This is a genomic window from Xanthomonas sp. LF02-5, from assembly GCF_034105325.1.
GTDB classification, from domain to species: domain Bacteria; phylum Pseudomonadota; class Gammaproteobacteria; order Xanthomonadales; family Xanthomonadaceae; genus Xanthomonas_A; species Xanthomonas_A sontii.
Genome location: NZ_JAXGGF010000007.1, coordinates 219,468 through 238,101, shown reverse-complemented (window position 1 = coordinate 238,101; position 18,634 = coordinate 219,468). Strand labels below are relative to the sequence as shown.

General features: G+C 69.3%; 13 protein-coding genes. 4 read left to right on the top strand and 9 right to left on the bottom strand.

The genetic code is table 11. The features are described from left to right. Nucleotides 1–348 precede the first annotated feature (348 nt). The 3 genes from SLW52_RS18145 (at nucleotide 349) to SLW52_RS18135 (ending at nucleotide 7,171) form a co-directional block, all read left to right on the top strand. Entirely contained in the window at nucleotides 349–1,413 is a 1,065-nt protein-coding gene (locus tag SLW52_RS18145) for a polysaccharide lyase family 1 protein (RefSeq protein WP_017910646.1), read from the top strand. A gap of 449 nt (nucleotides 1,414–1,862) precedes the next feature. Beyond that, nucleotides 1,863–4,121 (top strand): methyl-accepting chemotaxis protein, encoded by a 2,259-nt coding sequence (locus SLW52_RS18140; protein ID WP_320740873.1) that lies wholly within the window; start codon nucleotides 1,863–1,865, stop codon nucleotides 4,119–4,121. A 797-nt stretch (nucleotides 4,122–4,918) separates the two neighbouring features. Further along, nucleotides 4,919–7,171, top strand: a complete 2,253-nt coding sequence (locus SLW52_RS18135) for a methyl-accepting chemotaxis protein (protein WP_320740872.1) — start codon at nucleotides 4,919–4,921, stop codon at nucleotides 7,169–7,171. A 177-nt stretch (nucleotides 7,172–7,348) separates the two neighbouring features. On the opposite strand, the gene SLW52_RS18130 is transcribed toward SLW52_RS18135, so the two are convergent. Then, the gene (locus SLW52_RS18130) at nucleotides 7,349–7,831 is read right to left on the bottom strand and encodes a hypothetical protein (protein WP_267083122.1); all 483 of its coding nucleotides are present in this window, start codon (nucleotides 7,829–7,831) and stop codon (nucleotides 7,349–7,351) included. A gap of 517 nt (nucleotides 7,832–8,348) precedes the next feature. Here SLW52_RS18130 and SLW52_RS18125 point away from each other — a divergent pair. After that, nucleotides 8,349–9,725, top strand: coding sequence for an amino acid permease (locus SLW52_RS18125; RefSeq protein ID WP_152182549.1), 1,377 nt, complete (start codon nucleotides 8,349–8,351; stop codon nucleotides 9,723–9,725). Between the two features lie 391 nt (nucleotides 9,726–10,116). Here the strand turns inward: SLW52_RS18125 and SLW52_RS18120 are convergent, their stop codons facing one another. From SLW52_RS18120 to SLW52_RS18085, 8 genes are all read right to left on the bottom strand, one after another. Next, entirely contained in the window at nucleotides 10,117–11,385 is a 1,269-nt protein-coding gene (locus tag SLW52_RS18120; RefSeq protein ID WP_152182011.1) for an arsenic transporter, read from the bottom strand. A gap of 256 nt (nucleotides 11,386–11,641) precedes the next feature. Beyond that, the gene (locus SLW52_RS18115; protein ID WP_152182012.1) at nucleotides 11,642–12,091 is read right to left on the bottom strand and encodes a hypothetical protein; all 450 of its coding nucleotides are present in this window, start codon (nucleotides 12,089–12,091) and stop codon (nucleotides 11,642–11,644) included. Between the two features lie 341 nt (nucleotides 12,092–12,432). Continuing rightward, a complete protein-coding gene (locus SLW52_RS18110) occupies nucleotides 12,433–13,173 on the bottom strand; it encodes a tetratricopeptide repeat protein (RefSeq protein ID WP_226980575.1) in 741 nt (246 codons plus the stop codon). Between the two features lie 97 nt (nucleotides 13,174–13,270). Continuing rightward, the gene (locus SLW52_RS18105; protein WP_017910657.1) at nucleotides 13,271–14,089 is read right to left on the bottom strand and encodes a prolyl oligopeptidase family serine peptidase; all 819 of its coding nucleotides are present in this window, start codon (nucleotides 14,087–14,089) and stop codon (nucleotides 13,271–13,273) included. A 211-nt stretch (nucleotides 14,090–14,300) separates the two neighbouring features. Beyond that, nucleotides 14,301–15,659, bottom strand: a complete 1,359-nt coding sequence (gene mgtE / locus SLW52_RS18100) for a magnesium transporter (protein WP_010344112.1) — start codon at nucleotides 15,657–15,659, stop codon at nucleotides 14,301–14,303. A gap of 470 nt (nucleotides 15,660–16,129) precedes the next feature. Next, complete coding sequence (gene ptsP, locus SLW52_RS18095; protein ID WP_026143486.1) at nucleotides 16,130–17,848, bottom strand: phosphoenolpyruvate--protein phosphotransferase; 1,719 nt, start codon at nucleotides 17,846–17,848, stop codon at nucleotides 16,130–16,132. Between the two features lie 58 nt (nucleotides 17,849–17,906). Next, entirely contained in the window at nucleotides 17,907–18,176 is a 270-nt protein-coding gene (locus SLW52_RS18090; protein WP_010344110.1) for an HPr family phosphocarrier protein, read from the bottom strand. Continuing rightward, nucleotides 18,169–18,561 carry a PTS sugar transporter subunit IIA gene (locus tag SLW52_RS18085; RefSeq protein WP_017910659.1) on the bottom strand — a complete coding sequence of 131 codons (393 nt, stop codon included), beginning with the start codon at nucleotides 18,559–18,561 and terminating at the stop codon, nucleotides 18,169–18,171. Before SLW52_RS18085 ends, SLW52_RS18090 begins: the two co-directional genes overlap by 8 nt. Nucleotides 18,562–18,634: the final 73 nt, after the last annotated feature.

Sequence of the window (18,634 nt, the reverse complement as noted above, 5' to 3'; positions counted from 1 at the left end):
CGGCCGCGCAGCGCCGGCGTGCGCTTGTCCCCCGCGCGGTGCGCCGACGGCGATGGCGATGCGTGCGATGCACGGCCGTTCGCCGTCGTTGCCGGCGAGGTGCGTCCAACGCAGCGTGCGTGCGGGAAGCCTGTCCCCGGCTGTCGCTGTCTGTCTCCTGCGGACCGTGCGTGTCCGCTTGTCCTGTCCCGCGCGGCGAACGGAGCGCAGGGTTCCAGTTCTGCGTCGCGGCGATTGCACCGGCCGCCGCGCGCATTCCAAGAATGCCGCCGGCCCCCACGCCCCGTGCCGGCGCATGCATGCACTGTCATGCGTCCTGCACTCATCGCGACAGATGGGAGAGACATCATGCAGCAGCAGTTCCGCAGGGGCGCACTGGCGCTCGCTCTGGCCGTCGGCGCCGCCCCGGCCTTCGCCGGCCCGGTCGGCTACGGCGCCAACACCACCGGTGGCGGCAACGCCATTCCGGTCAACGTCGCCACGATGGAGGCGATGCAGGCGGCGATCGACAACTACGCCGGCTCCGGCGGCCTGGTGCTCAACTACACCGGCAGCTTCAACTACGCCAGCATCACCGACGTATGCACGCAATGGAAGCTGCCGGCCAAGACCGTGCAGATCAAGAACAAGCGCGACATCACCATCAAGGGGGCGAACGGCTCCTCGGCCAACTTCGGCGTGCGCGTGGTCGGCAATGCGCACAACGTCATCATCCGCAACATGACCATCGGCCTGCTGCCCGGCGGCGAGGACGCCGATTCGATCTCGCTGGAAGGCAATTCCAGCGGCCAGCCGTCCAACATCTGGGTGGACCACAACACCATCTTCGCCTCGCTGACCAAATGCCCCGGCGCCGGCGACGCGTCCTTCGACGGCGGCATCGACATGAAGAAGGGCGTCAACCACGTCACCGTGTCGTACAACTACATCCACGACTACCAGAAGGTCGCGCTCAACGGCTACAGCGACAGCGATACCCAGAACGCCGCGGCGCGCACCACCTACCATCACAACCGCTTCGAGAACGTGGAATCGCGCCTGCCACTGCAGCGGCGCGGGTTGAGCCACATCTACAACAACTACTTCAACAACGTCTTCACCTCCGGCATCAACGTGCGCATGGGCGGGGTGGCGCTGATCGAAGCCAACTACTTCGAGAACATCAAGAACCCGGTGACCTCGCGCGACAGCAGCGAGATCGGCTACTGGGACCTGATCAACAACTACGTCGGCAGCGGCATCACCTGGACGGTGCCGGAGAGCACCAGCAAGCCCTACGCCAACGCCACCACCTGGATCTCGTCCAAGACCTATCCCGAGTCGCTGGGTTACATGTACACGGCGATCCCTGCCGCGCAGGTCAAGGCCAAGGTCATCGCCACCGCCGGTGCCGGCACCAACCTGGCCGAGTAAGGCACGCCGCCTCCGCGCCCGACGGCGCGGAGGCCGGTCGCCCGGGCGGTCGCGGATATATGCCGTTTACGACATTCTTGGTGTGCGCGTGGCGACGCCTGCGGCGGTAAGTGTGACGTGCGCCGGCGCCGATAGGGCGCCTTCTAATCCTTGTTTCACATGGAATTTACGAGTGCGCAACGGTGGCGTGAGGGAGACGCGCAACGTGTACATCGTAGTCACGATGCTGAGGGAATTTAGAAAACTGTGCGCAGTTGCGCATCAAGATTCTTTACGGGTCGCCGTTACCTAGTACGAGTACCCGCATGGGACACCCCGATGCGGCCGGTGCTGGAAGTGTCTTTTCCTTCTTCTCCGTCGCATCGCGCCCAGGCCGTTGGCCCGAGGGTGTCCTGCGCGATCCAGGTCGTGGCGCGGGCTGCTCTCCTTTTCTTACTTGGTGGCCCCTCATGATCGGAATCCTGCAACGCTACAACGTCGGGACGCGGCTCGCGTCCGCCTTCGGCGTCCTCATCCTGCTCTCCTGTGCGCTCGTCGTCGCCGGGCTGCTGACGCTGAAACAGGCGCGCGAGATGATGGACACCATCGTCAACCGGCGCATGCAGATCCTCGATTACACCGGCGAAATGCGCAATGCCAGCGCACAGGTGGCGGTCAATCTGCGCAACATCGTGCTGCCGACCACGCAGGAAGAGAACGAGCGGTTCGCCAAGGCCGTCGACCAGCAGCGCCGCTACTACGGCGAGGTCCACGACAAGCTCTATGCGATCCCGGTCAGCGATGCCACCGGCGCGCAGATGCGCAAGGCCATCGACGACGCCTACGATCGGACCCGTCTCGCCAACCAGAAGGTCCTGGACCTGGGCATGGCCAACAAGGCCGATCAGGCATTGAAAGTCCTGATGGCGGAGGCCGGACCGGCGACGCAGCAATGGCAGGAAGCGATCAATACCTATGCCAACCGGCAGCGCACGCGCGGTGCCGAGGCCTACGCCGGCGCCAACGTCGCGATGGACCGCGGCCGCAGCCTGCTGGTGGCCGGTGGCGTGCTCGTGGTGCTGGTCAGCGGCCTGCTGGCCTGGCTGATCACCCGCAGCCTGACCGTGCCGCTGACCCGCGCCACGCGTGTCGCCGAGGCCATCGCCAGCGGCAAGCTCGACAACGACGTACGCACCGACGCCCGCGACGAAACCGGACGTCTGCTGGTTGCGATGCAGGGCATGCAGCAGCAGGTCAGCAACCTGATCGGCGCGCAGTTGGAAATGGCCAAGCGCCACGACGCGGGCGAAGTCAGCCATCGCATCGAAGCGCAGGCCTTCCCGGGCGACTACGGGCGCATGGCGGCCGAGACCAATGCGCTGGTGGCCTCGCACCTGGCGGTGAAGACGCGCCTGGCGCAGATCATGGGCCGCTACGCGATCGGCGACCTGTCGCAGGACATGGACCGCCTGCCTGGCGAGGAGGCGGTGCTGAGCCAGACCATGGACGAGGTCAAGGCCAACCTGTCGGCGATGAACGGGCAGATCAAGCAACTGGCGACGTCCGCCGCCGACGGCGACTTCAGCGCGCGCGGCGACGCCGAGCGCTTCCAGTACGACTTCCGGGTGATGGTGGACAGCCTCAACCAGTTGATGGCCACCGCCGATGGCAACCTGCAGGCGCTATCGACCCTGCTGCAGGCGATCGCCGCGGGCGATCTGACCGCGCGCATGCACGGCGATTTCCGCGGCGTGTTCGCGCAGATGCGCGACGACGCCAATGCCACCGCCGAGCAACTGGCCGGTATCGTCGGACGCATCAAGCACTCGGCGGTGTCGATCAATGCCGCGGCCAGCGAGATCGCGGCCGGCAACGACGATCTGTCGCGCCGCACCGAGCAGCAGGCCGCCAGCCTGGAAGAAACCGCAGCCTCGATGGAGGAACTGACCTCCACCGTTCGCCAGAACGCCGAGCATGCGCGTCAGGCCAATCAGCTCGCCGCCGGTGCGGCCTCGGTCGCCTCGCAGGGCGGCGACGTGGTCGGCCAGGTGGTGACCACCATGAGCGGCATCGAGGATGCGTCGCGGCGCATCGCCGACATCATCTCGGTGATCGACGGCATCGCCTTCCAGACCAACATCCTGGCCCTCAACGCGGCGGTGGAAGCCGCGCGTGCCGGCGACCAGGGGCGCGGTTTCGCCGTGGTCGCCAGCGAGGTGCGCACCCTGGCGCAGCGCTCGGCCAGCGCGGCCAAGGAGATCAAGAGCCTGATCGACGATTCGGTGAGCCGCGTCGCCGAAGGTTCGGTCCTGGTCGACCGGGCCGGCAAGACCATGACCGAGATCGTGACCTCGGTGCAGCGTGTCACCGACATCATGGGGGAAATCTCCGCCGCCTCGCAGGAGCAGTCGGCCGGCATCGAGCAGGTCAACCAGACCGTGACGCAGATGGACGAGAGCACACAGCAGAACGCGGCCTTGGTGGAAGAGGCCAGTGCGGCGGCGCGCTCGATGGAGCAGCAGGCGGTGGAACTGAGCCAGGCGGTGGCGCTGTTCAAGCTCGACGCATCCGCGGCCACGCCGGTAGCGCAGGCGCCGCGGCACCAGGCCACCGCGACGCCCGCGGGCAAGCGCAACGTCCTTCCGGCAGCGGCCAAGGCCGCACCTGCGCGGCGTGCGGCGCAGCCGGCGGCGGCGATGGCGCTGGACAAGGATTGGCAGGAGTTCTGAGCCGCACGGCGCTTGTCATCGGCAAGCGGCGCAATGCGCGTCGCTCGCCTGTCGCGTGGCGGTTGCCTTGCGGCTGCCGGTGCCGCATCCCGCAGATCCGAGGATGTTCCACTGCGGTCGCGATGCCGTGCCTGCCTTGGCGCGGCACGCTGTTTCTGACCGACGCCCACGCCGCGCGCGTGGGCGTCCTGCTGCGTCCTCACGCCTGCGTGGGGCTTACGCGCGTGTTGCCCGCGTGAGCATCCAGCACGTCGTCACGTGCGCCGCCGCCGTGCGGCAGACGCAGTGCGCGTGATGCGACGCGTCCCTTGTACGACAGCATCGTTGCCGCCGTGGCTGCGGCCGCGGGTTCCCGGCCGACGCTGCGAAGTGACCGCGATCGCGTTCCTGGTCTTCGCACCGCGTGTCGAGGTCGCCGCTGTGCGGTCAATCGGAAAACTTTTTCCTCGCTGCGCCCTCGCGCCGCAAGCAAGCGTCGTGCCGGCCGTTGCAACATGACGTGCACGCGGTATTCACGCGAAAACGCCGATCCGGACGCTGTGCGAATGGTCTCTCCACATCCCTGTGATGTGCCTGAGGGTGTTCAATAAATTCCGTGCAATCGCCTCTCAAGTCCCCGCGCGGGGCGCCGTTACATCGCCCGCACATCGAGCGGGATGCGTCATCAGGCGTCTGATTCAAAACGCTTTTTCACGACTCATTCATCTCGTTCGATGCGGGCGTGCACAACGGCGGCTGGTCGGCGTGCGTGGTCCGCGGCGTTCCATCGCCCCTCTCATTCCCCCAAAGGCCATTCCATGATTGCATTCCTTCAGCGCTACAACGTCGGTGCCCGGCTCGCCACCGCGTTCGGCATCCTCATCCTGTTGTCCTCGGCGCTGGTCGTCGCCGGGCTGCTGACCCTGTTCCAGGCGCGCGAGCGACTGGACGGCATCGTCAACCGCAACATCGCCGCCATCCGCGCGTCCAGCGACATGCTCAACGCCAGTTCGGTCGTGGCCATCAATGTCCGCAACATCGTGTTGCCGACCTCCCAGGAAGACAACATCCGCTTCGCCAAGGTCGTCGTCGAGCAGCGCGCACGCTACCAGGAGGCGCGCAAGCGGGCGGGCGCCATCCCCAGCGGTGCGCAGAGCCAGGCCGTGCTGGAGGACGTCGATCGCGCCCGGCAGATGACCGTGGACGTCAACAACCGGGTGATGGATCTGGGCATGCACGACAAGCCGGACGAGGCCCTGGCCCTGCTGATGCGGGAGTCCGCGCCGCTGACGCAGAAATGGCAGGACGCCATCGCCCGCTATGCCGATCTGCAGGCCACCCGCAGCAACGAGGCCTATGCGGAAGCGACGGCGGCGATGGCGCGTGGGCGCGCCATGCTCATCGCCGGCGGCCTGGCGGTGGTGCTGGTCAGCAGCCTGCTGGCGTGGCTGATCACCCGCAGCCTCACCGTGCCGCTGGCCCGCGCCACCCGCGCCGCCGAGGCCATCGCCGACGGCCGCCTGGACAACGACGTGGCCACCGACGCGCGCGACGAGCCCGGCCGCCTGCTGCTGGCGATGGGCCGCATGCAGAACCAGCTGCAACGCTTCTCCCGCGAGACCGTGCTGATGATCGAGCTGCACGCCGACAAGGACATCAGCCACCGCATGCCGCAGGACTTCCCCGGCGTGTACGGCGAACTGAGCAAGGGCATCAACACCATGATGTTCGAGCACCTGGACGCCATCGTCGAGGCGGTCGAGATCCTCAACGAATACGCCAACGGCGACCTGCGCCGCGACGCGCGCCGGCTGCCCGGCAGCCGTGCGGTGCTGCACGAATCGATGGATGCGGCCAAGGCCAGCCTGCTGGCGATCAATACCGAGATCAAGCGCCTGGCGTCGGCTGCTGCGGCCGGCGACTTCAGCGCCCGCGGCGATGCGGCCAGTTTCCAGCACGACTTCCGGCTGATGGTGCAGGACCTCAACGCGATGATGGAGGTCAGCGACCGCAACCTGGGCAAGCTGTCCGCCCTGCTGCAGGCGATCGCCGCCGGCGACCTCACCGCACGCATGCACGGCGACTTCCACGGCGTGTTCGCGCGGATGCGCGACGACGCCAACGCCACCGCCGACCAGTTGACCGGCATCGTCGGCCGCATCCAGACCGCCGCGGTCAGCATCAATGCCGCCGCCAGCGAAATCGCCACCGGCAACGACGACCTGTCGCGCCGCACCGAGCAGCAGGCCGCCAGCCTCGAAGAAACCGCTGCATCGATGGAAGAGCTGACCTCCACCGTGAAGCAGAACGCCGAGCACGCGCGCCAGGCCAACCAGCTCGCCAGCGGCGCGGCGTCCGTCGCGTCCCAGGGCGGTGCGGTGGTCGGTCAGGTGGTCGAGACCATGAGCGGCATCGAGGCCTCGTCGAAGAAGATCGCCGACATCATCGGCGTGATCGACGGCATCGCCTTCCAGACCAATATCCTGGCGCTCAACGCGGCGGTGGAAGCGGCGCGTGCCGGCGAGCAGGGCCGCGGGTTCGCGGTCGTTGCCAGCGAAGTGCGCACCCTGGCGCAGCGTTCGGCCAATGCCGCCAAGGAGATCAAGACGCTGATCGACGATTCGGTGACCCGCGTCGCCGAAGGCTCGGCGCTGGTCGACCGGGCCGGCAGCACCATGCAGGAGATCGTGGCGTCGGTGCAGCGGGTGACCGACATCATGGGCGAGATCTCGGCGGCCTCGCAGGAGCAGTCGGCCGGCATCGAGCAGGTCAACCAGACCGTCACCCAGATGGACGAAAGCACGCAGCAGAACGCGGCACTGGTGGAAGAAGCCACGGCGGCGGCGCGCTCGATGGAGCAGCAGTCGGTGGAGCTGACCCAGGCCGTGGCGCTGTTCAAGCTGGACGGCGCGCCGGCTGCGGCGCCGATGCCGGCTCCGTTGCCGCGCGGCAGACACGCGACGCAGACGATGACGCGCAGTCCGCGCCCGCAGGCCGCGGTCGCACCGGCACGCCGCGCGCCGTCGTTCGCGGCGGCGGTGGCGCTGGACAAGGACTGGCAGGAGTTCTGAGTCGTTGCGGTCCGGTCGCCGGACTGTCGTTGGTGCGGCCGCCTTCCTCGGAAGGCGGCCGCACGCGTTTGCCGATCGCTCGCCGGGCGACGGGGCCGATCAGGGCACCCGCGTCCGCCGATCGACGGCGCTGGGTCACGCTGCGGCCGCCGAGCGCGGCCGCAGCGCGGTCGGCACTTACTGCGGCGGCTTGGTCTGCGGGCTCTTGATCACGTACGAGGTGATGTACTCGCCGTTGGAGCCGTAGACCACCACGATGGTGGTGTTGGCGTCGCGGTAGACCACGGTGGCGTTGCACGGGCAACTCGCTGCGGCGGTGACCATGCCCAGCGGCTGGTTCTTCGCGTCGTTGACCGCGATCATCTGCGCCTCGGCGGCGCTGCCGATCGGCAGCCGTGCCTCGGTGCCCGGCGTGGCGGTGAGCACGGTGATGACCTCGTCCCGCAACGAGTTGATCTGCACGAAGCGCAGGCCGGCCTTCTCGAACGTGTAGACCTTGAACAGCGGCGACAGGCTGACGTTCTTCTTGCCGATGGGCAGGCGTTCGCCCATGCCCTGGATGGCATCGGCGGCGTTGAGCGGGGCGCGCTCGGCGGCCTGCAGGCAGGGCACGGCCAGCGCGGCTGCCAGCACCGTCAGGGTCAGCAACGGTTTGATCATGGTGTCTCTCCTTGTCTGGATGGTACGGACCTGTACGCCATGGGACGAGCGGCAGCCGTGGTCCTTTCCGGCCGGAGCGCCCGCAACGGGCCGTCTCCCGGTCCGTCGTCGCCTGCCGTCCTCCTGGCTCCGCGTGCATGCCCTCATCGGCTGGTACGGAAATAGGAGATTCGGTGGGCGTCGAGTTCAGTATTTCTGACGTTAGTATCGCTGTCAATATGCAAAATCAACGAGATGGAGCAAAAGTCCGCCATGGCTGCGGGTAAGGCAAATCCGTACCTGTCGGACATCGAGCGGTGCCGTCGTCTTGCCGGACGTGGGAAGGCCGCCAGCAAGGTGCTCGCCGTCCGCCCCGGCGGTGTGCATCGCGGCCGCGTGCGCGGATCCGCGCTGCGTTGCAGCAGCCATGCCGCCGCTGTGCGCCGATCCGCGCTCGCAGGCGGCCAAACGCGCGCGTAGCCGCACGGCATCGTCGCCAGCCTGTATCGTGTCGCGTTTTCCGCACCCGACCGAGCCGATGCCGCATCCGTCCGCGCCTGTCCCGCCTGCCGCCGCACCCGCCTTGCGCCATGCGCTGAAACCGCGGCAACTGATCATGATGGGATTGGGCAGCGCGATCGGTGCCGGCCTGTTCCTGGGCTCCGGCGTCGGCGTGCACGCGGCAGGGCCCGCGGTGCTGATTTCCTACCTGGTCGCCGGCGCGCTGGTGATCATCGTGATGAACGCGCTGGGCGAGATGGCGGCGGCCAAGCCGGCCAGCGGTGCGTTCTCGGTGTACGCCGCCGACGCGATGGGTCCGACTGCCGGCGCCACCGTGGGCTGGCTGTGGTGGCTGCAGTTGGTGATCGTGATCGCCGCCGAGGCCGTGGGTGCCGCCGGCCTGCTGGCGACGGTGTGGCCGGGCTTGCCGGTGCCGTTGGCCGCGATCGCGTTCATGGCCGCGTTCACCGCGATCAACCTGCTGGGCGTGCGCAATTTCGGCGAGTTCGAATTCTGGTTCGCCATCCTCAAGGTCGCGGCGATCGTCGGCTTCATCCTGGTCGGCATCGCCTTGCTGGCCGGCTGGCTGCCCGGGGTGGCCTCGCCGGGCCTGTCCAACGTCACCGGCAACGGCGGCTTCGCGCCGAAGGGCCTGGCTGGCATCGGTGCCGCGCTTCTGGTGGTGGTGTTCGCGTTCGGCGGCACCGAGATCGTGGCGGTGGCCGCGGCGGAGACCGCCGATCCGGAGCGCAGCATCGCCCGCGCCATCCGCACCGTCGCCTGGCGCATCCTGGTGTTCTACATCGGCTCGCTGAGCGTGATCATCGCGGTGGTGCCGTGGCAGAGCGAGGCGCTGAGTTCGCCGTTCGCCGCGGTGCTGCAGGTGGCCCGGATTCCCGGCGCCGCCACCGGCATCACCCTGATCGCGGTGATCGCGCTGCTGTCGGCGCTCAACGCCAATCTCTACGGTGCCTCGCGGATGATCTTCTCGCTGGCCCAGCGCGGCGAAGCGCCGCGCGCGCTGGCCGCGTCCAGCCGCCAGCAGGTACCGTGGCTGGCGGTGCTGGCCAGCGTGCTGTTCGGCTTCGTCGCTGCGGTGCTGGAGCTGCTGTATCCCAACCGCGTGCTGCCGGTGCTGCTGAACATCGTCGGCGCCACCTGCCTGCTGGTGTGGACGATCTCGCTGCTGTCGCAGCTGATCCTGCGTGCGCGCGCCGACCGTGCCGGCACCCGCCTGCCGTTCCGCATGCGCGGCTATCCGGTGCTCACCGTGCTGGCGCTGGCGATCCTGGCGCTGATCTTCGGCCTGCTGGTGGCCTCGCCGGACACCCGTACGCAGTTCCTGTCGATGGCGGCGCTGACCGCGGTGATCGCCGTGGTCAGGGGCGTGGCGCGGCGGCTGCGCGCGGGGTAGGGCGCGCGCTCCAGCGGTGGCGGCATGCCGTTGTGGGAGGGACTGCCGTCCCGATGCGTGAGGGTGTCGGCCGGTGTCGGGCTTCGCTCGTGGCGACTGACGTCGCTCCCACAGGCGCGGGCTCCGCGCGCGTCATGTCCGCTGCCGTAACAGCGGCGCTTGTTGCTTTTCATGGATCAACCGCGGCAGTTGCCGTGGTAAGCCTGTCGCGGCTGAAGCCGCTCCTATGACGGCACCGACAGCTCGCAGACTCCCTCGTAGCAGCGGCTTCGGCCGCGACGCGGTGCGGTAGAAGCCGCCGCGGCCGACCCGCGGTCGCTGCAGGCCGGACCTGGGTGCCCATTCCGCGGGCTGGCCGCCATGGGCAATCCACGAAGTGGGCGCGCGCGACTCAGCCCAGCAGCAGCCGCGCACCCAGCGCGCACAGCAGCGCCGGCGGCATCACCAGCGCACCGACCTTGAGGAAGCGCCAGAAGCCCACGTCCTCGCCTTCGCGGCGGATCGCGGTCAGCCACAGGATGGTCGCCAGCGAGCCGGTGATGGACAGGTTCGGGCCCAGATCCACCCCGATCAGCAGCGCGTCCACCACCAGTTGCGGCGGCTGCGCCTGGGCGACGGTGGTGCTGGCGATCAGGCCGGCGGGCAGGTTGTTCATCAGGTTGGAGCCGAACGCCAGCAGGGTGCCGGCGATGCCGGCGGTGGCCTGCGGCGAGTGCGCAGCGGCGTCGGTCAGGGTACGCGCGAGCAGGCCGATCACGCCGGTGCGCGACAGCGCCTCCACCAGCACGAACAGGCCGGCCACCAGCGGCAGCACCGACCACGACACCGCCTTGGCCATCGGCAGCGGCGACTGGCGGCCACCCAGGCACACCACGCCCAGCGTCGCCAGGCCGGCCAGACAGGTCGGCAGGCCCAGGTCCAGGCCGAGCGCGGAGACGCCGACCAGCAGCGCGGCGGTGGCGAGGATGCCGACCAGGGCGAAGGTACCGCCGCGGGTCAGCGGTACCGTGTCCACGCGCGCGGCGCAGCGGCCGGTCAGGTCCTTGCGCTCGGCCCAGCGCAGCATCACGAAGGTCACCCCGATCGCCAGCAGCGACGGCAGCGCGAACGCGGCCATCCACGCGCCCAGGGTCGGCATCTTGCCGCCGTACAGCACCAGATTGGCGGGGTTGGAGATCGGCAGCACGAAGCTGGCGGCGTTGGCGATCAGCGCGCAGGCGAACAGCAGCGGCAGCGGCTTGGCGCCGGCCTTGCGCGCGGCCGCGTACACCGCCGGGGTCAGCACCACCGCGGTGGCGTCGTTGGACAGGAACGCGGTGACCACGATGCCGACGCCGAACACCAGCGCGAACAGGCGCTGGGTCGAGCCCTTGGCCAGGTTCACCGCATGCATCGCCACCCAGTCGAACAGACCTTCGGCGCGCGCGGTCTCCGACAGCAGCATCATGCCGATCAGGAACAGGTACACGTCCAGACCCTTGAGTGCCGCCTGCCAGGCCTCGCCGCCGGGCATCAGCCCCAGCACCATCAGCAGCAGCGCGCCGCCCACCGCCCAGCACGCCTCGGGCAGCTTGAACGGCCGCGCGATCACGCCGGCCGTGGCCAGCGCGCAGATGCCCCAGGTGGCGAAATTGGCCGTGTGCGCGCCGGGCATGCTCATGCCGCCGCCGTGGCACGGGCGCCGAGGCGCGTGCGCGAGCAGGCCGCCGGGGCAGGGCAGGGGAGGGCAACGAGAGCGGGCACGGGCATGGGGCGTCGGGCAGCGGAGTGCGAGGGGCGTGCAGGATAGCAGCGGGGCAGGTGCAGGCCGGGCTGGCATGGGCGCTCCGGCGCCCGCGGTTTAGCTTGCGTAGACACGCGCGGCGTGGCGGGCCGTATATCGATGCACGCCCGGGCCGCGCGGCACCGCGGTGCCGCTACCCCAGATGGCGTGCGAGCCATCCTTGCACGAACGCCACCGGCCCGGTCCGCGGCGGCGGCGTCAGCCCGGCGCTGCGCACGAAGCCGGCGGCGGCCTGCGCCAGCGTCTGGTTGGCACGACGCACGGCCTGCTGCGCGGCCGCCTGCTGCTGGCGCAACTGCACCAGGTGCAGCGACGGCCGTCCGGGCGGTGCGAACTTCTGGTCGCGGCGCAGCGCATCGGCGGACAGGCGGGTGGCCTGGCTTGCCTGGTGCAGCGCGTCCAGCGCATCCAGCACCTGCAACAGCCAGCGTCCGCTGTCGCTGAGTTGCAACGCAGCGGCGTCGTCGTGTGCCGGCACCAGCAGTGGCGGAATCGCCGCGCCGGCGACCACCGCTGCGCTCGGCTCCAGGGCGCGCAGGCGGGCATGGAACGCGGTTTGCGATGAAGAGATGGCGGTCGCCATGCCGGGCCTATGCACGAAAGCGCGGACTGTACGCGGTTTGGCGCGTCGCCGCACAGCCGATGGCGTCGCGCAGCTGGAACTGTCGTCGTCGACCGGGCGCGTCACGCGGGGCCGCTGCCGCTGCGCACTGCCTGCAGCGCAGCGGCCATGTTCGCCGCGTTGGGCCCGATCGCACCGTCGGTGTTGCCGGCCGTCGACGTACGCTGCGCGTGTCGGCGACGCACCTGCCAGGCCCGCGCCGATCGGCGTGGCAGTGGACCCATGCACACAGGCCTGCGGCGGTGTCGCTGCCGGAGGCGTGCATCACCTCGGCGCGGCATGCGCGGAAGCGCGGGCAGGACCTAATGCGCTTGCGACGCTGCCGCTTCCATCTGGTCGAGATACTGCAGTTCGTGCAGGGCGACAGCATTGCCGGGTTCAAGCTCCAGCGACTGCTGCAGGGCCGCGCGGGCGCCGGCCTTGTCCGGGGTGTCGATCAACAGCGAGCCGATGCCGCGTAGCGCGATCGCGCGGCCTGCCCGCGCCCGCGGCGAGACGTCGGCCAGGGCCAGCGCCTGCCGATAGGTGGCGAGCGCTTCGTCCGTGCGCCCGAGGTTGCGCAACGCATAGCCGCGTTCGGTGTAGGCGGAGAACAGATACGGCCCGAGCGCGATGGCCTGATCAAGCCATGCCAGCGCCTCCGACCACTGCCGTTGTGCGGCGGCGGCAAAGCCACGCATCTGCAGTGCGTTGGCGCAACTGAGGTCGATCCATTCGGTCGGCTGGCCGTCGTCATGGGCGGCCATGTAGGCCTCGTACTCGTGCACGTCGGCGACGCTGATCACGCGCAGGCCGGGCCGTTGCCAACTGCTGCAATGGGCGATGATCCGGTCCAGCAGGGCGATGTCCGCCGCATCCATGCTGTCCAAGCGTGTCTGCAGCGCGGCGATGTCCTTGCGGTATTCCACGCCGGGGCGGGCGGTCGCCGCCTTGCTCTGCAGGTAGGTGGTGACCGGTTCGGTCAGCGCCTGTGCCGTCGCGCCGTGGCTGGCGCAGGCCAACAGCGCGCACACGATGGCGCACAGCATCCCCTTGTGTCGCATGCATCCCCCTGCATCGAACGGTGATCGAAGATCGGCAGTGCGCGGACAGGCCGGTTACGCCGTCGCGCACGTGCGCGCGGCGCAGGGCGGGCCGCGCTCAGTTGTCCGCGGTCGTCTGCGTGGCGGCGTCGCTGCGCTTCTGCGCGAACAGCCACTGCCACATCTTCGGATCGCGGTAGGTGGCATCCCAGGCGTTGTGGTTGCCCTGCGGGTATTCGGTGTAGCGCACGTCGGCGTCGAGGTTCTTGAATGCACGGACGATCTTGCGGTCGTCGTGCGGCAGCACCACGTCGTCCTGGGCGCCGTGGAAGATCCACACCGGCACGTGCCGCAGGCGCTGCGCCAGGGCGCTGTAGGGGTCGGCCAGATAGGCCACCGGCGTCACCACCAGGTATTCGCGGTCTTCGTGCGGGGAGAGGATCGCGCCGCAGATCGGTACCAGCGCAGCGAAGCGCTGCGGCTGCTTCAGGGCGATCTCCCAGGTGCCGTAGCCGCCCATCGACATGCCGGTCAGGTAGGTGCGCTGCGGGTCGCCGTTGAACTCGGCACTGCTGTCGTCCAGCGCCTGCAGCGCCATGGTCGCGTTGGCGCCGTTCCATTCCTCGCCGTCGGGTGCCTGCGGCATCACCACCAGGGCCGGGAAATCGGCCAGGTGGCGGCGCAGGTACGGGCCCAGTCCGGCCGTGGTCTGGTCGCGGCCATCGTCGCCGCGCTCGCCGGAGCCGTGCAGGAACAGCACCACCGGCACCGGGCCCTGGCGATGCGCCGGCGCCGGCACGAACACCTGGTAGCGGTAGATGCGTCCGTCGAGGCTGAGCTGGCGGCTGACGAAGTGGCCGGTGGCCGGGTCGCTGGGCAGAGTGCTGCAGCCGACCATCGACAGGCACAGCAGAAGCAGCAACGAACGCATCGACATGGCCGGCCCTCGGATGGGAAGGCCGCAGTATCGTGGGCGCGACGTCTCCACGACAACCCGGGCAGGGGCGGCGGACATGCGCCAGTCAGCCGGCGGCCAAGGTGCGTGCTGGCGTGGCGTGACCGTCGTGCACCGGTTGATGCGGCGACGCGCGCTGCTGCCGCTCCGTGCGGTGCGTCGGCGGGAATCGCGCCCGCCGCATGGAGATGCCTTACAGCAGGACCAGCGTGGCCAGGCCGAGGAAGCTGAGGAAGCCCATCACGTCGGTCAGCGTGGTCAGGATCACCCCGCCGGCCAGCGCCGGATCGAAGCCCAGGCGCTTGAGCGTCAGCGGCACCAGCACGCCGCCCAGCGCGGCGGTGAGCAGGTTGATGGTCAGCGCCGAGCCGATCACCAGCGACAGCAGCGGCTGCTTGAACCACAGCAGCACGATCAGGCCCAGGCCGATGCCCAGCGCCAGGCCGTTGATCAGCGCCACCGACAGTTCCTTGCGCAGCAGCACGATCACGTTGGAGGCGCCGATCTGGCCCAGGGCCAGGCCGCGCACCATCAGCGCCAGCACCTGGGTGCCGGCGTTGCCGCCCATGCCGGCCACGATCGGCATCAACGCGGCCAGCGCCACCAGCTTGGCGATGGTGCCCTCGAACTGGCCGACCACGCTGGAGGCGATGAAGGCGGTGCCGAGGTTGATCGTCAGCCACAGCAGGCGGCGCCGGAACGCGCGCCGCACCGGGCTGAACAGGTCCTCGTCCTCGTCCAGGCCGGCGGCGCTCATCGCCTGGTGCTCGGCCTGGTCGCGGATGATGTCGACCACGTCGTCGATGGTGATGCGGCCGAGCAGGATGTTGTTGTCGTCCACCACCGGCGCGGAGATCCAGTCGTGGTCGGAGAACTGCCGCGCGACCTCGTCGGCGCCCTCGCCGACGTCGATCGCCGGCTGCTCGTCGTCGATCAGCCGGTTGATCGGGGTGGAGTCCTCGTGGGTGACCAGCGCCGCCAGCGACACCCGCCCCAGGTACTGGTGGCGGCGGCTGACCACGAACAGGTGGTCGGTGTGGTCCGGCAGTTCGCCGCGCAGGCGCAGGTAGCGCAGCACTACGTCGACGTTGACGTCGGCGCGCACGGTGACCACGTCCGGGTTCATCAGGCGGCCGGCGCTGTCCTCGGGATACGACAGCACCTGCTCGAGCCGCTCGCGGTTCTCGCGGTCCATCGACTTGAGCACTTCGTCGATGACCGTGTCCGGCAGATCCTCGACCAGGTTGGCGAGGTCGTCGATGTCCAGGTCTTCGACCGCGGCGACGATTTCGTCCGGATCCATGTCCGCGAGCAGGCTCTCGCGTACTTCCTCGCCGACGTGGACCAGCACCTCGCCGTCGTCCTCCGGATCGACCAGCCCCCACACCACCTCGCGCTTGCCCGGCGGCAACGACTCCAGCAGGTTGCCGATCTCGGCCGGCGCCAGCGTATTGACCAGCCGCCGCACCGGGCCCAGGCGCCCGCTGTCCAGCGCATCGGACAGCATGCGCAGCTGCCGCGCGGTCTTGTCGTGGCGGACGGCGTCGGCCATGCGCTGCTCCCTTGGGGTGAGGCCGCGCTCCGGAGAAACGCGGTGGGTCAGATGTTCATCCCAACATTATCGCCTGCATGTTGCGGGAAGCACAGTGTTGGTGGAGCCGGGAGTGGGGAATGGGGAATCGGGAATCGCAAGTGCAGAGCGAAGCAGCGTCAGTGCGCGGGGAGAAAAGCGACGGGGTAGCAAGCGAAAAACTGCTCTCGGGGAAGGGGGCGAGAGGCAAATGGCAGGGGGCAGGAACAGGGGAGCAGGAGAATGGGTAGCACCGAGAAGGAAGCAGAGAGCAGACCAGAAGGCAGGAAGGCAGAAAGGCAGGGAGAGGGATGTCGATCGGAATGACGCATGTACGCCGGCACGCGGGCGACGGCTTTTTTGTGGGAGGGACTTCAGTCCCGACGCGATAAGGGTTCAGGCGTCGGGACTGAAGTCCCTCCCACAAGGCAATGCCGCAACACGCACGGGAACTACCCGATCGCGCAGCCCAGCCAGCGCTCGATGCCCTTGCGATCGCGCGCCTGCAGCAGTTTGGCGCCGCGCTGGCGCAGGGTCTGCAGGTCGGTGTCGCGGATCACCTGGCGTACTTCCAGCATCGTCGCCGGGTGCAGGCTGAACTCGCGCAGCCCCAGCGCCAGCAGCATCGGCGTCAGTGCCGGGTCGCCGGCGATCTCGCCGCACACCGCCACCGGCTTGCCATGGGCCTGGCCGGTGGCGATCACCTGCGCGATCAGCCGCAGCACCGCCGGATGCAGCGGCGAATACAGCGCGGCCACTGCTTCGTTGTTGCGGTCTGCGGCGAGCAGGTACTGCACCAGGTCGTTGGTGCCGATCGACAGGAAGTCGATCGTGTCGATGAAGGTATCCAGGGCCAGCGCTGCGGCCGGCACCTCGATCATCGCGCCGAGTTGCACCTGCTCGGCGATGGCATGACCGTCGCGGCGCAACTGCGCGGCGATGCGCTTGAGATGGCGGCGCATCGCCAGTAGTTCCTCGCGCGTGCTGACCATCGGCACCAGCACCCGCACCGGGCCGTAGGCGGAGGCGCGCAGCAGCGCGCGCAACTGGGTGTCGGAGACCTTGGGCCGGGCCAGCGACAGGCGCACGCCGCGCAGCCCCAGCGCCGGGTTTTCTTCGTTGCTCATGGTCAGGCCGGTGCGATCGGCCTTGTCCGCGCCCAGGTCCAGGGTGCGGATGGTGACCGGCCGTCCGCTCATGCCCAGCACCGCGTCGCGGTAGGTATGGAACTGTTCTTCCTCGTCGGGCAGGGCGTCGCGCTGCAGGAACAGGAATTCGGTGCGGTACAGGCCCAGGCCGTCGGCGCCCAGCGCATGCGCGCGGGTGACGTCGTCGCGCGACTCGGCATTGGCCAGCAGGGTGATGTCCACGCCGTCGCGGGTGCGGCTGGGCTTGGAGCGCAGCTTGCCCAGGCTGCGCTGCAGCTTGGCCTGCTCGCGCACGCGGCTGCGGTAGTCGCGCAGGTCGTCCGGGGTCGGGTCGACCAGCACCGCGCCCTGGGTGCCGTCGATGATCAGCACGTCGCCGTCGTTGATCTTCTGCAGCGCGTCGGCGACGCCGACCACCAGCGGCAGGTGCAGGCTGCGCGCCAGGATCGCGCTGTGCGAGAGGGTGCTGCCGGCGCTGGTGACGATGCCGACCACGCCCTGCGCCTGCAGTTGCGCCAGTTCCGACGGCGCCACGTTCTCGCACACCAGAATCTCGCCGGCCAGGCCTTCGCTGTCCGGCTGGCGCTTCTGCAGGAACGCATGGATCCGCCCGATCACATGGTCCAGATCGTCCATGCGGCTCTTGAGGTAGGCGTCTTCCATGTCGTCGAACACGGTCGCCAGGCGGTCGCGCTGCAGGCGCAGCGCGTAGTCGGCGCTGTAGCGGCCGGTGCGGATCAGTTCGTCCAGGCCGTGCAGCAATTCCGGGTCGTCGAGCAGCAGCGCGTGCAGGTCGAGGAATTCGCCGACCTCCTTGGCCAGGGCGCCGTGCAGGCGCTGGCGCAGGCCGTGCATCTCCTCGCGCGCGGCGTCCACCGCGCGGTGCAGGCGATCGAGTTCTTCGGGGATCTGCGCGGCGCCGATGCGTTGCTCGGCCACCTCCAGCGCATGCGGCAGGCGCACCCGCGCCCGGCCCAGGGCATTGCCGCGCGAGGCGCCATGGCCGGCGATACGCACGCTCACCGCGCGTGCCCCATGCGGCGGCACCGCGTCCCTGCCTGCGGCCGCCGGGGGCGCATGCTCAGCTGTCCTCGTCGAAGCGCCGCTCGAACAGGTCGACCACGGCCTTGAGCGCCTCGGCTTCGTCGGCGCCGTCCACTCGCACCGTCACCGGCGTGCCCTGTGCGGCGGCCAGCAGCATCACGCCCATGATGCTCTTGGCGTTGACCTCGCGGCCCTTGGCCGCCAGCGTGGCGTTGCAGCGGAACGAGGACAGCGTCTGCACCAGCTTGGCAGTGGCGCGGGCGTGCAGGCCGAGGCGGTTGGAGACCAGCAGTTCGCGTTCAAGCATCGTCGATCACCACGCCGTTGCGCGAGCCGGCGGCGGCGGTCGCGGGCAACTGCTCCAGTCCTTGTTCGGGGTAGTTCATGATCCGCAGCAGCATCGGCAGGCTCAACGCCGAGACGCGCCGCACCGGCGTGCCCAGGCGCGCCAGCCGTGCGGCGAGGTTGCTCGGGCTGGCGCCGTACAGATCCGTAACCACCAGCACGCCATCGCCGTCGTCCACCCGCCGCAACGCGGCAGATGCGTTCGGTAGCAGCGCGTCGAGGTCGGCGTCGAACGGCACCTCGAAGGCTTCGGTTTTCAGCGGCAATTGCCGCAACAGCCGGGTCGCCACGCTCAGCAGCGCGGCGCCGATCCCAGGGTGGGTGATGAGGAGAATGCCACAGGCCATGGGAGAACGTTAACAGGTCAGGCAGGGCGCAGGGAATGCCTGTGGGGAGCGGAGATTGGGGATTCGGGATTGG